The organism is Cupriavidus sp. USMAHM13 (genome assembly GCF_001854285.1).
In the GTDB taxonomy this organism is placed as follows: Bacteria; Pseudomonadota; Gammaproteobacteria; order Burkholderiales; family Burkholderiaceae; genus Cupriavidus; species Cupriavidus malaysiensis.
In genome coordinates, this window is record NZ_CP017752.1 from 3,295,206 (window position 1) to 3,310,948 (window position 15,743).

The 15,743-nt window shown below is 63.9% G+C and carries 14 protein-coding genes; 2 read left to right on the forward strand and 12 right to left on the reverse strand.

Annotated features, from left to right (window positions below; translation table 11 throughout):
• Positions 1-605: 605 nt before the first annotated feature.
• Positions 606-1,391, reverse strand: coding sequence for an MBL fold metallo-hydrolase (locus tag BKK81_RS32540; protein ID WP_071021662.1), 786 nt, complete (start codon positions 1,389-1,391; stop codon positions 606-608).
• A 92-nt stretch (positions 1,392-1,483) separates the two neighbouring features.
• On the opposite strand from BKK81_RS32540, the gene BKK81_RS32545 reads away from it, so the two are divergent.
• Positions 1,484-2,467 (forward strand): GlxA family transcriptional regulator, encoded by a 984-nt coding sequence (locus BKK81_RS32545; RefSeq protein ID WP_071022857.1) that lies wholly within the window; start codon positions 1,484-1,486, stop codon positions 2,465-2,467.
• Positions 2,468-2,866: 399 nt separating this feature from the next.
• Here the strand turns inward: BKK81_RS32545 and BKK81_RS32550 are convergent, their stop codons facing one another.
• From BKK81_RS32550 to BKK81_RS32565, 5 genes are read right to left on the reverse strand one after another with little or no spacing between them, the layout of a single operon-like run.
• Positions 2,867-3,070: a hypothetical protein gene (locus BKK81_RS32550; protein ID WP_071021664.1), complete on the reverse strand. Its 204-nt coding sequence runs from the start codon at positions 3,068-3,070 to the stop codon at positions 2,867-2,869.
• Positions 3,055-4,062, reverse strand: a complete 1,008-nt coding sequence (locus tag BKK81_RS32555) for a tripartite tricarboxylate transporter substrate binding protein (protein WP_071021667.1) — start codon at positions 4,060-4,062, stop codon at positions 3,055-3,057. The genes BKK81_RS32550 and BKK81_RS32555 overlap by 16 nt, the downstream gene beginning before the upstream one ends.
• A 58-nt stretch (positions 4,063-4,120) precedes the next feature.
• Positions 4,121-5,188 carry a hydroxyacid dehydrogenase gene (locus BKK81_RS34815; RefSeq protein WP_083384684.1) on the reverse strand — a complete coding sequence of 356 codons (1,068 nt, stop codon included), beginning with the start codon at positions 5,186-5,188 and terminating at the stop codon, positions 4,121-4,123.
• Positions 5,185-5,862, reverse strand: a complete 678-nt coding sequence (locus BKK81_RS32560) for an RraA family protein (RefSeq protein WP_071021669.1) — start codon at positions 5,860-5,862, stop codon at positions 5,185-5,187. The genes BKK81_RS34815 and BKK81_RS32560 overlap by 4 nt, the downstream gene beginning before the upstream one ends.
• 58 nt (positions 5,863-5,920) lie before the next feature.
• On the reverse strand, positions 5,921-7,123 hold the full coding sequence (locus tag BKK81_RS32565; protein ID WP_071022860.1) for an alpha-hydroxy acid oxidase: 1,203 nt from the start codon (positions 7,121-7,123) through the stop codon (positions 5,921-5,923).
• A gap of 184 nt (positions 7,124-7,307) precedes the next feature.
• On the opposite strand from BKK81_RS32565, the gene BKK81_RS32570 reads away from it, so the two are divergent.
• On the forward strand, positions 7,308-8,210 hold the full coding sequence (locus BKK81_RS32570) for a LysR family transcriptional regulator (RefSeq protein ID WP_071021672.1): 903 nt from the start codon (positions 7,308-7,310) through the stop codon (positions 8,208-8,210).
• 328 nt (positions 8,211-8,538) lie between these two features.
• Here the strand turns inward: BKK81_RS32570 and flgL are convergent, their stop codons facing one another.
• From flgL to flgG, 6 genes are all read right to left on the reverse strand, one after another.
• Positions 8,539-9,774, reverse strand: a complete 1,236-nt coding sequence (flgL, locus tag BKK81_RS32575; protein WP_071021674.1) for a flagellar hook-associated protein FlgL — start codon at positions 9,772-9,774, stop codon at positions 8,539-8,541.
• 43 nt (positions 9,775-9,817) lie between these two features.
• On the reverse strand, positions 9,818-11,731 hold the full coding sequence (gene flgK, locus BKK81_RS32580) for a flagellar hook-associated protein FlgK (protein ID WP_071021677.1): 1,914 nt from the start codon (positions 11,729-11,731) through the stop codon (positions 9,818-9,820).
• A gap of 233 nt (positions 11,732-11,964) precedes the next feature.
• Positions 11,965-13,050: a flagellar assembly peptidoglycan hydrolase FlgJ gene (gene flgJ / locus BKK81_RS32585; RefSeq protein WP_071021683.1), complete on the reverse strand. Its 1,086-nt coding sequence runs from the start codon at positions 13,048-13,050 to the stop codon at positions 11,965-11,967.
• 1 nt (position 13,051) lies between these two features.
• Positions 13,052-14,125, reverse strand: coding sequence for a flagellar basal body P-ring protein FlgI (locus tag BKK81_RS32590; RefSeq protein WP_197524085.1), 1,074 nt, complete (start codon positions 14,123-14,125; stop codon positions 13,052-13,054).
• Between the two features lie 98 nt (positions 14,126-14,223).
• Entirely contained in the window at positions 14,224-14,901 is a 678-nt protein-coding gene (locus BKK81_RS32595; protein WP_071021688.1) for a flagellar basal body L-ring protein FlgH, read from the reverse strand.
• A 2-nt stretch (positions 14,902-14,903) separates the two neighbouring features.
• Positions 14,904-15,692, reverse strand: coding sequence for a flagellar basal-body rod protein FlgG (gene flgG / locus BKK81_RS32600; RefSeq protein ID WP_071021690.1), 789 nt, complete (start codon positions 15,690-15,692; stop codon positions 14,904-14,906).
• Between the last annotated feature and the right edge of the window lie 51 nt (positions 15,693-15,743).

Sequence of the window (15,743 nt, forward strand, 5' to 3'; positions counted from 1 at the left end):
GCGTGCATATGGCTCCTGATAGCCGAATATCAGTAATTGTCAGCACCGGTTTCGACCATGCGCAATAGTCTTATGCCCCGAAGTGAGGTTTTGGCATGGCGGCAGACGCACCATCGGTCGCCGCGCAGAATGTGGCCACCCGGTCCAGCGGCATGCCATGATACGCCGACCTCATTGATCAGCGTTTCCCTGGCTGGGGGATGTCCTTCTTAGGCTAGAATGTGCGTCGCGTTCAGCCCTGAGTTGCCAGCCACATCTGCTGGAATACTGGTCTGGCGCTTGCCTTCGACGCTCAACTGATCCGCGGTCATTCCGCCGGCGTGTATGCTCCGTGCCCTCCCCCTCAACTCCGAAGTTCAACTGCTGCGCGAACGCGCGGAGGCAATTCTCTGGATCAAGACGCAAATGGCTCGATTTGGATTGCATCTGGCTGATCTCCAGGCTGCGGGATGCTGGGTGTCGTCACCCATTGAGGCCGAGCAGGGTGGGCGTATTCGCTTCAGGGACGCACAAGGCCATACCTGGGACGGTGACGGTGAGCTACCAGACTGGCTGCGACGCGCGGTGAATGCGGGCCAGACCATCGAGCATTTTCGTGCTGCCTCCTAGCTCAGAGGATCGAATTCCAATGCCTCCCCATCCGCGGGAATCCGCAGCCGATCGCCTACGCCTGCCAGGGCTGCAGCGGCCCTTAGTTCCGCCCGTTGTACGGGGCAATGACTCAGCGCTTCCAGATGATTGGCAACTACTACGCCTTTCAGGGCCTTGGTGAATTCAATCACGCCTTCCATGCCCATGATGATTTCATGCCCGACGTCGAACCTGGCGCCTCCGGCTGGAATCAGGGAAACCTTGGGCCGATGCCACGCGATGAATTCACGAATTGCAGGTGTAAAAATGGTATCGCCGGAGAGATACAGGCTGGGCTCCCCCGGCATCTCGATCAAGTAGCCGACGCCGTGCTCCATCAACAGTCCAACCATGCCTTTCCCATGCTTGCAAGCCATCGTCCTGATTCTCCCGCCGAGGAATGGCTGCGGATCATGATGATTCTCCGCCAGTGGACTCACGTTTAAGCCGCATTGACGAAGATGCTTCGCGTCATGCGGCGTACAGATAACGGGAATTTTCCTGCTGCGTAGCCAGTGCTTGCCCACGCGGTCGAGATGGTCGAAATGCCCTTTCTGGCAATGCGTAATCAGGCAATGCGTCACCGTTTCCAGTAACGAATCGGTCACCGGCGGCAAATCAACGAGGGGATTACGCTCTCGCTGGCCGAGGAGCCTCAGTGGCGGCATTGCGCCTTTGGGAGCCAGCATCGGATCAACCAGGATTCTGTGGGCACCAATCTCGACGACGACCGTGGCATTGCGGAGCTGCGTTATTTTCATGATCTATCCGTCCTGATGGGAGGAGTTCATTGTGTGCTGCGCGCCACTCGCCTGGAATGGCGAGAACTGACATAAAGCGACTGTTTTCTGCCATGCCTCCGCCGACTCCTTGCCGCATCGGTTTGCTGCTGTACCCGGAATGCATGCCGGCCGGGTTATTCGCGTTCGCGGATCTTGTTCATGCGGCGAACCGCCGGGCCGGGACGGTTCTCTTCGAGCCGATGTTTGTAGCGGCCCAGGCGGGCGTTGTCGAATGCGCTCACGGCCATTCGCTGAAAGCCGGATTATCGGCTCAAGAGGCCTGTCTCGATGCAATACTGATACCCGGGTTGTGGGCTGAATCTTCCGGGCAGATAGCCAGCGCCTTGGCGAAGAATGCAGACATGATTACGGTATTGGCCGGCCTGCAAGAAAGCGTGATGATGTGGAGCTACTGCACCGGTGTCTGCCTGGCTGCCGCCACGGGCAGGCTGAATGGGCAAAAAGCCACCATCACATGGTGGCTGGCCGACATGGTGCGGGAACAGTACCCAAAAGCCGTTTGGCAAACCGAACGAACAATTGCCTACAACTCGCGTACCGCGACCGCGTCAGGGATCAACGGTTATCTGCCGATCGCGCAGACGTTCATAGAAACGCGGCTTAGCAAGGAAGCCTATCGGGACCTGACGAAGCTCATGGTCTTGCCGCGACCCGAGCGTACTCACCATGCCTTTCAGATGATGAGTCTCATCGAGCAGCCGGATCGGCTACTGCGCGAGCTGCACAGGATCACGGAACAGATTTCTGCCACTGAAGCAACGGTCAGCCGCCTGGCTCAGGAACTGAATATGACAGAGCGAACCCTGGCCCGGAAAGTTGTTGCCGCGACTGGCTTGCCGGTCGCAAGCTATGTGCGCAGGATAAAGCTCAATCAAGTCAGCGAGCGCTTGATTCATACCTCTGCGCCGGCCAGTACGATCAGCGCGGAACTCGGCTTCAGCAGTGACTCCGGGATGCGGCGGATGTTCAAGGATCTGACAGCGCTTACGCCAGCGCAATACCGGCAGGCATTTGGACGGTCCTGGACTCCGTAGACGAAGGTCGGTTAGCCTGGGCAAGGCTGACTCTCGTCGGCACCGAAGAACAGGGACGCATGCATCCAGATCCGGGCAGGTTCTGCCCAACCGCCTCAGGCGGGTAATGCGCCACCACCCTATACAACGCCGATGCCCGCTCCACACGATCCACGTGCGATCGCTGTAGCGCCTCGACTTTGCGGCGACCCTGTCCCTTCGTCGCTCCCGAAGGGACACCCGTCACGTGGCGCAGGGCGTGCGACATGCATTTTCACTTGAGGGACCGACATACGAACGCCACCGGCCGCGCCCGGGTTTCAGGTCGCCACAAAGCGGTCGCTGCGTCCCAAGGCGAGAGGGTTCAGCCTGTTCATCAGTTCGAAAGCAGCGCCCCCCCTCTCACTGCCGGCCTCCTCCCTAGCCCGCCTTTGCCCCGGAGATGCGCACCTGCTCTGCCGCCAGGGGCATCTGTTTCTTGACGAAGCTCCAGAACTCATCCACCCCCATCGGCTTGACGGGCAGTGAACCTTGCTCCGCGAACTGCTTTTGCAGCTCCGGGTCTCTCAAGGCCTGGTTCAGCGCAGCGTTCAGCCGGAGGAGCCGCTTCACCTCTCCTGCCATGGCATCTCCTTCCACAGTTGACGGAAGCTTGCCTCACTGCGTTCGAGTTCGGTGGCATAGGCCGGGGGTGCCAGATAGCGAAGCGGCGCAAACATGGCCTCTGCTTGTTGCTTGAATTGCGGGTCGGATGCGACCTTCGCCATGGCGTCGACAAGCTTCTTCTTCACGGGCTCGGCCAGTCCCTTTGGCGCAGCGAGCCCGCGCAATGATGCCAGCTCGATGTTGTAGCCCTGTTCACGGAACGTGGATACGTTAGGAGCAAGAACGGCGCGTGCTGCCCCCATCTGCCCGAGGAACCTGAGGGGCGTGCCCCCTTTCTGGTAAGCCAGCGCCTCCCCGACATTGATGGCGCCAATCGTAATTTGCTGGCCAGCCAGCGCGCCGCGGACTTCGCCCGCACCCTTATAGCCCACGTGCGTCATCTTCACGCCAGCAGCCTTCTCGAACAACAGCATGGCGAGGTGGTCGTCGGAGCCGACACCCGTGGTGCCCACGGTGACCGCACCCGGGCTCGTCTTGGCGTATTTCACCAGCGTGGCAAGCGAATCGATGTGGCTCGACTGATTGACAGTGAAGGCGCCCGGGTCGTCCACCAGGTTGCCAATGAGGTCATAGCTTTTCCAGGTGAACGGCGTCTTGCGCTCAATCGGAATCGTCAGCAGGTTCGGCGTGTTGATGAAGCCAATCGTGTAGCCGTCCGGTACGGCGCGCGCCAATTCGGCAAAGCCGATGGCACCGCCCGCTCCCGGCTTGTTCTGCACGACAATAGTCGTGCCAAGCTCCTTCTCGAGATATCGCGAGAGCAGGCGAGCAACCAGGTCCGTTCCGCCCCCTGGAGCGTACGCGACAATCATTTCGATTGGGCGATTTGGCCAGGCCGCGGTTTCCGCTTGCGCCGCGACGGATGCGAGAGCGCCAACCACAACAGCGAACGAGCACGCCGCAAGGCGAACGGAAAGACGCCGACGAGCGGCGTCGAAAGTGAAACGCATGATGTTGTCTCCTCGCCGGCCCTCATGGCACCAGCATATTGTTGTGATGACTACTGGGTCAGCTCGCGGCAATCAGCGAGGCCGTCTCCATTCGTTGCTTCGCCCTGGGCCAGACTTCCGGATTCACCAGGCGCTCCGGCCTCTCACCGGTTGCCAGCAACTCCACAATCTGGGTAGCGGCCAGTGTGGCGTTCCTGCGTCGGGCATCATGCGTAACGCCTGCGGTGTGAAATGTAGCCACGACGTTCCCAAGGGAGAGGAGAGGATGACCGGGAGGGGGTGGTTCCTCGTCCCATACGTCCAGACCAGCTCCAGCAAGGTGGCCGCTGGACAACGCTCGGTACAGCGCCATCTCATCGTGAATGCCTCCGCGAGCCGTACTGATGAAAATGCTTCCGGGACGCATGGCTGCGAAGGCCTCAGCATTCATGATTCCCAAGGTGCTGGCGTCGCGCGGGCAGTGCAATGACACGATGTCAGCCGAGCGCAGCAACTGGTTGAACGAGACTGGCTCCGCTCCTCGCTCACGCATCTCCGAACCATCGAGAAAGGGGTCGAATCCAATCACGCGCATGCCAAAAGCACGACCAAGTGCTGCCGTACGGCTTCCCGCATGGCCAACGCCTACCAGACCCAACGTCCGCCCACGGAGTTCGTGGCCCATCAAGTCTTCGCGGCTGCCTGTGCTATGCGCTTTCATGTGCCGGTCGGATTCGGGAATGCGTCGCATCACCGACAACATCAATCCCACTGCCATCTCGGCGACAGAATCGGCGTTTCCGCCGGCCTGGTTCATGACGACAACGCCCGCTGCTGTGCAGGCATCGATATCAATCGTGTCGCAGCCGGACCCGCTAGATGACACGGCGACGAGATTGGGACAGCGCGCAAGCAATTCCGCGGTAACAAACCAGCGACGGGGCAGTTCATCCTTGGCGGCCGTGATCTGGTACACGTGCGCCTGGGAGAGGCGTGCCCAGGCCTCGTCGTCAGCCCCTTCGCGTTGACACGTATGTAAGCAAACGCCTGGCCTCTCGCTCACAATGCGATTGAAAGCAGGGTCGAGCCAGTAGTCGAAGCGCACGACTTGACGCTGGCCCCCGAGTTCGGTGCCCGACTGACTCACAGTACCCCCTTGTCAGCCAATGAGCGGTCCACCCAGGTGCGGTCGGCGCGGCCTTGCGCAATCGATTGGAGAATGCCGGCCTCGTTCCGCTGTATCTGCTCCACGCATACCGCGATGTCTTCGGCCTCTTCGGCGGGAACGACCAGCAGGCCGTCTCCATCTCCGACAATCAGGTCGCCCGGCCGGACAACCATGCCGTCGATGCAGACCGGTATGTGTAGTTCGCCAGGGCCGTCCTTATAGGGGCCACGGTGCGAGACACCTCGCGCATAAACCGGCAGAGGCTCCTGGCCAATCGTGTCACTGTCGCGAATCAGGCCATCGATGACAAAGCCCGCCGCCCCGCGCGCGATAGCGAGCGCAAGCATGATCTCGCCAATGATTGCGTTAGGCCCCGCGCCGCCTGCGTCCACCACGATGACGTCGCCGGGGCCGGAGAGGTCGATTGCCTTGTGGACCATGAGGTTGTCGCCCGGACGCGTGCGAACGGTTAGCGCTCGCCCGACCAGATTGCCATTGCGGCGGTGAAACGGACGCAGTCCACTGGTCCCGGTTGTGCGGCTCATCGCATCGCTGATATTGGCGACCGGGAAGTTGCGGTACCGTTCCATCAGCGAGGCACTGACCGTGTGAGCGGGGCGCGGATGGATGCGGAAGCCATGCGGCGAAGTCATTGTTCTGTCTCCTGTTGTGGCGGTGTATGGCCGATTGGCATGATTTAGCGGTGGTGACTTAATTCACAGCAGGCCGTTGAATGCAATGGGCACCCACGTCAGCAACACGCGTCACGCCCAGCAGGGCCAGGTCGCGCGAGAGTTCGGCTTGCATCAGGCCGATTCCATGTGTGACGCCGTGGCTGGAGGCGACCGCTGCCGCATAGGCGAACGGCCGTCCGATGAAAGCGCATCGGGCCCCTAGGGCCAGCGCCTTGATGACATCGGTGCCACGCCGCACACCACTGTCGAGCATCACCGGCAGTTGCGGCACGGCTTCGACGACCTCGGGCAAGGCATGCATTGGCGCAATGGCACCATCAAGCTGCCTGCCGCCGTGGTTCGACACGATGATTCCGTCCACACCGTGCTGCTGAGCCAGGCGCGCGTCTTCGGCAGTCAGGATGCCCTTGACGACAAGCTGCCCTCTCCAGCGGCGGCGGATAGTCGCCAGGTGGTCCCACGTGAAATGGGCACGGTCCGAAAAATCGCGCTCGACGCTGCGCGATACGATAGGGGCGCCACGACGGGCGTAGGCGTTCTCGAAGTGCGGCACGCCGTGGCGCAACAAGGTCCGCGCGAACGTGCCAAGCAGCCAACGGGGGTGCGAGATGCCTTGCCAGGCAAGCGCCGCGTTCGGCCGCAGCGGCGTGGAAAAGCCCGCTCGCACATTGTTTTCGCGGTTGCCTGCCACGGGTGTGTCGACCGTGATGACCAGCGTCTCGACCCGGGCAGCTTCCACTCGCGCCAACAGGCCTTCGATATGATGCATGTCACCGGGCAGGTATGCCTGAAACCAGGTACCCGGCGCCGCTGCCATCACCTCCTCAAGCCGAATCAGCGATGAGCCGCTCATGATTGCAGGTACGGACGCCTGGCAAGCTGCCTGTGCCATGACGACATCGCCGCGATACGCGAACAGCGCGGAGATGCCCATCGGGGCGAGACCGAAGGGGGCGGTGTATCGATGGCCAAATAGGCTGAAGCTCAGGTCACGACTAGAAACGCCCACCAACACGCGTGGTCGCAGTGCGATTTCCTCGAAGGACCGCCGGTTCTGGCCTAGGGATAGGTTGTCTTCGACCGCGCCGCTCACGTAGGCATACAGCGGCTTGGGCAAGCGCTTTCGAGCCAAAGGCTCGAAGTCCTTCAGTGACAAGACGTGCCGCTTGAGCCATGCAGCCTCTCGCCCACGATCAGCGCATGAGGAGGCACTACGCATCTCCCCCCTACCGGCCGCGGAGGCGGACGTGTGCGGGGCGTTGTCGAAGGAAGGAGCTGACATGGGAGCGATTGCGATGGATTGAGGGCAAATCTAGCAACGCAAAGGCAACGAAAAAAGCGAAAAATAACGAAGATATAATTTCTCTTTTCGGAAAATATCGGCTCTCAGTCCACAACGCGCCATGACTCTCAAGCAACTCGAGGCCTTCTACTGGGCGGCAACCTGCGTCAACTTCACGGTCGCGGCCGAGCGTGTCCACCTGTCGGTTTCCTCCCTCTCGAAGCGGATTGCCGAATTGGAGGCCTCGTTGGGCGTGGACTTGTTCGACCGCAGCGGGCGAAGCGCCAAACTCACCGCGCAAGGGGAGCGGATGCTGCCGCAGATTCGCTCGATGCTGCATGCCGCCGCAGAGTTGCAGCAATCTGCCGGGCAGCGCCACGGCTTGATGGGGCGATGCCATATCGGCCTGGGTGAGTTGAGCGGGCTTACCTGGTTGCCCAAGCTCGTGCGTGAGGTGGCATCACGCCACCCGGGCCTGCTGCTGGAGCCCCATGTCGATATCGGGCAGGTTCTGGAGCAGCGGCTCCATGACGGGGAGCTGGATATCGGGGTCCTGGCCGGGCCATCCACCAGGAGCAGCCTCGCTGCCGAACGGATTGGTCAGGTGGATTTCGCCTGGGTCGCCAGCCAGTCGTTTGTGGAGTTGGCCGGCACTGACAATCCGCGCGTACTTATGGGAGAGCAGACTTTGCTGACGCTTCCGGTTGGAGCCGGAGGGACACGGGTGCTCGACCAATGGCTGGCTCGCCATGGCCTCATGGTCGGCCGGCGCCTGATGTGCAACAGCTGGGGCGCGGTCGTCGGCATGCTGGTGGAAGGACTCGGTTTCGGCTTCGTTCCGCAGCTGTGGGCGGACGCGCTGGTTGAGCGCGGCGCGCTGCGGATTCTCCCCGATAACGAAGCACTGGAGCCACTTCACTATGCCGTGCAGTGGCGCCGCGATGACACCCGGCCGTTGATTCTGGCAATGCGCGAGATTATCCGCGGCACCATCGATTTCCAGGCTCCGCGTTGTTTCGTCTAAAGAAACCCTGTGGTTAGCTTTGTGCTGGTCCAGTACTACCAGGCCCGCAGTTTCTGCCCAAGGGCATCGACCTATCGACAGTCACACAGACGCAGCTCGATGACATCGCCAAGCTGCCTCGCGGAAAGTTAGCTCCCACAAACCACCCTTCTGAGCTCAAAACAGCCGGCGACATCCGGAGACCTGTCCCCTCACCTTCGAAAAAAAATAGCTGCACGCCTTGCAGGACAAGGGGTGCAGCCAGATTGATATGTGCACGACAGCTACTTTTCTGTGCTGTTTGCAGTTATGTTCTTTTCATTGCCAGCGTTCAGGCTGGATCCCAGACTTACCCCTGCACATACTTGAACAAGTTCATCCCCTGGATCTTGACGAACGATTGCTGTGCGGCCTGGAGGGCGGTCTGGTACTGGTAGTACTGCGAGATCGCCGACGCGTAGTCGAGATCTTCCAGGCTCGACAGCGTGGTGGTGTAGTTGAGGTTGCGGTTGGTACCGACGTCGTTGAGCGTCGTCAGTTCCTGGATGCGCGAGCCGACCGAGGTCTGCACCGTCAGCACGTTGTCGAGCGCATTGGTGATCTTGGTGCTGCCGGTGGAGAGCGCGTTGCTCAGGTTGGCCTGGTCTGCGGCCGAGCCGACCGGCGTCTTCAGCGCCTGGATGATCTGCGACAGCGAGCTGAAGACATTGGTGCCGGACTGCTGCGCGGGCGCCAGCGTCAAGGTGTCGCCCGCTGCCGGCGTGCCGGACAGGGTAAATGACACGCCACCCACCTGGATCGCGCTGCCGGGGGTGTACCCGACGGGGGAGCCGACCGCGGCCGGCGGTTGAACGGTCTCGTCGGTGACCGTGTACTCCAGGGCGCCGGTGGTCGCGTTGTTCTGGAAGTTGATCAGCATCGAGTGGCCGTACAGCGGGTCGCTCGGATTGGTCACCGCAAGCGCGCTGAAGACACCGGTGCCGGTGTTGGTGGCACCGGCCTGCACCACGTAGCCGGCCGAGGGCTGCACGCTCATGAAGAGGCTGCTGCCGCTGTCGCCTGCCGCCATCTGCCGCGAGACGTCGACCTGCAGCAGTTGCTGGCCGGTGTCGCCGTTGTACTGGATGCCGCCGCCGGCGCCTTGGGTAAACGGCGCCGAGCCCGACTGGTAACCGGCGAACAGGTATTGCCCGTTGCCGTTGTCGCTGTTGGCCAGCCCGAGCAGCTGGTTGTACTGCGCCTGCAGCGAGGTGGCGAGCGAGGCGCGGTCGGAGTCGTTCAGGGTACCGTTGCCGGCCTGCACCAGCAGGCCCTGGATGTTCTGCACGGTGGTGACGACGCTCTGCAGGGCATTCGACTCCAGCCCGAGCATATTGGTGGCCTGCGTCCGCGTGGCCGTGTACTGGTCGTTGACGGCGATGGACTGCGACACGCCGAGCGCCCGCGTGGCGCCCACGGGGTCGTCGGACGGGGTCACGATCCGCTTGCCGGTGCCGAGCTGCTGCTGGACCTGCATCAGAGAGCTTTGCTGGCCCTGGATCGAAGCCAGCCCTTGCTGGTAGAGCATTGAGGTAGCGACGCGCATGAGTATTCCTTCGCTGCGGGGTGAACGGTTGCGGGCCTTGGCCTTAGTTGGCGATGCCGAGGAGGGTCTGGAACATCGTGTTCGCCGCCTGGATCACCTGGGCATTCGCCTGGTAGAGCTGCTGGTACTGCATCAGCGAGACCGTTTCCTCGTCGACGTTGACGCCCGACACGGACTGTTGCTGCGTCTGGATCTGGGTGGTGATGCTCTGCTGCGAGGTGGCCGCCACGTTGAGCGAGTTCGCCTGGCTGCCGACCGAGTTGACCAGCTGCGCGTAGGCATCGTTGTAGCTGGAGATGCCGCCGATGGTCTTGGCGTTCTGCAATGCTGCCATCTGCAGCATATTGCTGTTGTTCGACACGCCTCCGACATTGGACGACAGCTTGAAGGTGTCGCCCGTCTTCGGCGTTCCGCCGAAGCTGAAGGTCTGCCCGTTGATGACGTACGAGGTGGTCGAGCCGCTGGTGCTCGAACTGGTCGGCGTCACCGCCGCGCCGGTGGCATCGGTGAAGGTGTAGCCGGCGCCGTTGTAGGTGGCCGTCAGGGGCCCCGCCAGCATGGTGTAGCCGGGCGCGACGCTGCTCAGCGAAGCGGTGCCGGAGCCGGTGTTGGTGGAGGTTGCGTCCACGCGCGACGGCGCGGCGGCGGCGATGCCGGCCGGATCCGTCATGATCAGGTTGAACGACGCCGCGGCATTGCGGGTCGGCTGCACCTGGAACGAGTCGCCGCTGACCATGCCGGCCGTGAGCTGCATGGTCACGCCATCGGCCGAGATCGACAGCGGGTAGGTCGCGCCTGCCGCGGCAACCGTGGCCATGGTCTGCTTGTCGGAGGCGCGTACCAGCGTGTAGTTGGTGCCGTCGAAGCTCAGCGTATAGTCGCTGTTGGTGAGCGCGCTGCTGTTGGTCACGCTGGCGTTGAGCTGCGCGTTGCCGGTGTTGTTGGCGTTCGTCAGCACGGTCGGCGTGCCGACCTGGAACAGGTTGGTACCCTGCTGCCCGGTCAGGCCGATGCCCAGGGCCTGCTGGGCATTGACTGTCTGCCCGAGCACGACCGACAGTTGGCCGATGGCATTCTGGGCCGGGTCCAGCGTCTGGCTGCGGAACTGCAGCAGGCCGCCGATCGAGCCGCCCGACACCGTGCTGTCGTCGAGCTGCATCGCGCCACCGCCAGGCCTGCTGATGGCCACCACCGTGCGCGAAGGGTCGGCCGACGAGGTGACTGCCTGCATGCTGTAGGAAGTACCGCCCAGTACCAGCGGCTCGCCATCGCTCAGCGATACGTTGTAGGAGGTGCCGTCCTGCACCACCACCTTGACGCCGATCAGTTGCGACAGGCTGGACACGGCCTGGTCGCGCTGGTCGAGCAGGTCATTGGGCGGCTGGCCGTTGCCGGAAGCGGTGGCGGCGGCGATCTGGGTGTTCAGCGTGGCGATCTGCTTGGTGTAGTCGTTGACCTGGGTGACCGACGACTTCAGCTGGGTATTGACGCCGGACTGCAGCTGGGTGAAGAAGTCCGAGGTCGAACGCATCTGCCCGGCCAGCGTCTGCGCGGACGAGATCATGTTCTGGCGTGCGGACGGATCGGCGGGCGTGTTCGCCACACCTTGCACGGCCGAGAAGAACGACTGCATCACCTTCGACAGCGAGCTGGTGCTGTTCGACAGCAGGTTGTCGATCTGGCTGATCTGGGTCTGGTAGGTGGACAGCTGCGAGCTGAGCGACTGCGCATTGTTGAGCTGGGTCGTCAGGAAGGCGCTGTACGAACGCGTCACCGAGGTGGTCTGGACACCTTGCCCGTAGTAGCCCGAGCCCTGGTAGAGCGCGCCCGCCGAGGCGATGATAGCGTTCTGCCTGGAGTAACCGGGCGTGGTCGAGTTGCTCAGGTTGTGGCTGACGGTGGTCAGCGCGTTCTGTGCCGTGTTCAGGCCGGAAAGACCGATATTGAAGAGAGACATGCTCTAACCCTGGATCGCTTGGCTTACCCCGGCTCGCGGCCGGTGGGACGAAGGTGCATTCGAAGAATGCTAGTGATATCGGCAGCTTCGGACGCGGACTTTAGGGCGGCTTTCCGACCCGGGGCCGGGACCGGTTTGCCGGCCGCCACGGCCGCTTCGCCCGTGGCGGCGCGCGGGACGGCGCACAGGACTGCGAGACGGAAGGCGTGCGGGAAGGCGTGGAGGAAGGCGCCTCAGGCGGTGACGCGCTTCATGATCCGCACCAGCTTCTCGCCGTAGAACGGATCGGTGGCATAGCCGGCCCGCTGCAGGCCGCGCGCGGCCTCCTCGGGGGAGTTGGCGCCCACCACCCCGGCGTAGCGCGGGTTGCTGGTGAGCAGGCGGGCGTAGTCGGCGAAGGCCTCTTCGTAGGAGCCGTAGGCGCGGAAGCGCGCCTTGACCTTCTGCGGCTGGCCGTCGACGTACTCGGTGGTGGTGATCTCGGCCACCTGGCCGCGCCAGTTCGCGCCGGCCTTGATGCCGAACACGTTGTAGGTGGTGCTGCCATCCGGGTGGGATATCTCGCGCCGCCCCCAGCCGGACTCCAGCGCGGCCTGGCCGAGGATCAGTTGCGCCGGCACGCCGCTGGTGCGCTCGGCGGCCTGCGCCGGCGCGCTCATGCGCTGCAGGAAGGCGCTCACATGGGCCGGTGCGTCGTCGCTGCCGTAGCTCGCGGTGCCGCTGCCGCCCTGCCAGGTATAGGCCTCCTGCGCCTGGTACTGGCGCACGCCGGCCGTCGGATTCCATACCGCGCCCGGGACTACCGTGCCCACCTTGGGCGGGGCATCCGCGTCCCAGGGTTGTGCCGCGCCATCGTCCGGCTGGCCGGACTGGCTGCCCTGCGCACCCTGCATCGCCTGCAGGGCCTTGCGCAGCGCCGCTTCCTGGGCGGCCTGCGCGCCCTGCCCGCCCTGCATGCCGGCGGCTGCCAGGGCGGCCGCGTCCGGCGCCAGCGCCGAGCCGGCTGCGCGCGCCAGCTGGCGTACCATCACGTCCGCCAGGCCGATGCCGCGCGTCGACAACTGCTGGGAAAGCTGCTGGTCGAACATCGACATATAGAGCTTGGTCTGCTCGTTGTCGAAGACGCCGTCCTGCGGCGTGGCGTCGCGCATGCTCTTGAGCACCATCTGCGTGAACACCGCTTCGAACTGGCGCGCGGCCGACTTCAGCGTATCAGCGCTGGCCCCTTGGCGCGCCGACTGCTTGAGTGCCTCGAAGCCTTGCGTGTCGAGCGCGAAGCGCTGCGACACGTCGGCCTGGGCCATCGCCGCATTGTTCATGTCAGATCACCTCCAGTTCGGCGCGCAGCGCGCCCGCCGCACGCATCGCCTGCAAGATGCTCTGCAGGTCGGCGGGCGTCGCGCCAAGCGCGTTCAGGCCCTTGACCACGGCCGCCAGCGAGGCGCCTGCCTTGACGATCTGCAGCGAGCCGGCGGCCTGCTTCATGTCGATCTGCGAGACCGGCGCCACCACCGTCTGGCCGCCGCTGAACGGCGCCGGCTGGCTGATGACCGGCTGGGTGTTGATGACGACGGAGAGATTGCCGTGCGCGATCGCGCAGTCCTGCACGGTCACGGCCTGGTTCATCACGATGGAGCCGGTGCGCGCATTCAGAATCACCTTGGCCGCAGCCTTCTCCGGCGTCACGTCGAGTTCTTCGATGCGGGCGAGGAAGCTGACCCGCGCGGTCGGCGAGGTGGGCGCCCGCACCTGCACCACGCGGGCGTCGACCGCGCTGGCCACGCCGCCGCCGAAGCTGCGGTTGATGGCATCGGCCACGCGCTGCGCGGTGCCGAAGTCGGAATCGCGCAGTTCCAGGCTCATCAGGCCACCCTCCGGCTGGAAGGCGGGCACGGCGCGCTCGACGATGGCGCCGTTGGAGATGCGGCCGACCGCGAGCTGGTTGACCTGCACGCGGCTGCCGTTGGCCTGAGCGCCCGCGCCGCCCACCAGCAGGTTGCCCTGGGCGACGGCATAGACCTGGCCGTCGATCCCCTTGAGCGGCGTCATCAGCAGCGTGCCGCCGCGCAGGCTCTTGGCATTGCCCATCGACGACACCACCACGTCGATCTGGCTGCCTGACTGCGCGAACGGCGGCAGCGTCGCCGTGACCATCACCGCCGCCACGTTCTTGAGCTGCATATTGCTGCCGGCCGGCAGCGTGATGCCGAGCTGCGACAGCATATTGGTCAGCGTCTGCGTGGTGAACGGCGTCTGCATGGTCTGGTCGCCGGTGTTGTCCAGACCCACCACCAGGCCGTAGCCGACCAGCGGGTTGTCACGCATGCCCTGTACCGAGACCAGGTTCTTCAGCCGCTCCGCGTGCGAGTTGCCGCACAGCGCGAGGCCGAGCATCAGGCCCAGCGAAAGCCCGGCCAGTACCTTGCGCGCCAGGCGCGCCGGGTATGACAGCGGAACGGCGGATGCAGGCGACGATGGAATCGGATAGGACATTAGAAAGGTGCCACGCTGAGGAAGAAGCGCTGCAGCCAGCCCATATTCTGCGCGTCATCGATATAGCCCTTGGCGGTGTACTCGATGCGCGCATCCGCCACCTGGGTGGAGGGCACGGCGTTGGCGGCGGTGATGGTGCGCGGATTGACCACGCCGGAGAAGCGGATGAATTCGGTGCCCTGGTTGATCTCCATCTGCTTTTCGCCGGAGACCAGCAGGTTGCCGTTCGGCAGCACCTCCAGCACGGTGACGGTGATGGTGCCGTTGAAGGTGTTGGCCGCGCTGGCGCCGCCGCTGGCCTTCAGCGAGTTGGCGCCGCTCATATTGGCGTTCTGGCTGGTGCCGAACAGGCCGCCGAACAGGCGGGGCACCGCATCGAACGCGAGCGTGGAGCTGCTGGCCCGGCTCGCGTTGGCACCGGAGTTCTTGGTCGCGTTGACGTTCTCGCTGACGATGATGGTCAGGATGTCGCCGACGTTGCGCGGGCGCGCATCCTCGAACAGCGGCATGCCGGCATACGAGGACTGGAAGATGGAGCCGTTGGGTGCGCCGCGCGGCCGCATCTCGGCGCGGGCCGTGGTCGGCAGCTGCACCAAGGGCTCGCGCGGCGCCAGTGCGCAGCCTGTCGCCAGGCAGCACAGCGAAAGCACGCCGAGTCGGAGCTGCGCCAGTGCCATCGTCAGCTACCGAGCTGGGTCAGCCGCTGCAGCATCTGGTCGGATGTCTGCACTGCCTTGCTGTTGATTTCGTAGGCGCGCTGCGTCTGGATCATGTCCACCAGTTCCTGCACCACGTTGACGTTCGACGACTCAACGTAGTTCTGCTGCAGCACGCCGGAGCCGTTCAGGCCGGGCACCGTGGTGTTCGGCGCGCCGGAGGCATCGGTCTGCGCGTAGAGATTGGTGCCGAGGCTTTCCAGCCCGGTGGGGTTCATGAAGGTGGCGAGCTGGAGCTGGCCGATCTGCACATTGTTGGTCGAGCCGGGCTGGGTCACCGAGACGGTGCCGTCGCGGCCGATCGTCAGCGAGGTGGCGTTGGCCGGAATGGTGATCGCGGGCTGCACGACGAAGCCGTTGGAGGTCACGAGCTGGCCGTTCTGGTCGACCTGGAAGGAGCCGTCGCGCGTGTACGCGGTGGTACCGTCCGGCATCGAGACCTGGAAGAAGCCCTTGCCGTTGATCGCCACGTCGGTGGGATTGCCGGTCTGGGTCAGGTTGCCCTGCAGGTGGATGCGCTCGGTGGCGGCCGGGCGCACGCCGGTGCCGAGCTGCAGGCCCGACGGCAGCGTGGTCTGCTCCGAGCTCATCGCGCCGGGCTGGCGCACGGTCTGGTACATCAGTTCCTCGAACACCGCACGGCTGCGCTTGAAGCCGTTGGTCGACACGTTGGCCAGGTTGTTCGAGATGACGTCCATCTGCGTCTGCTGCGCATCGAGGCCGGTTCTGGCAATCCAGAGTGAGCGGATCATGGTTTTCCTTGCGGGGCCGCGGCACTGCGCCGCGGCCGGGTTCGGTGTTTA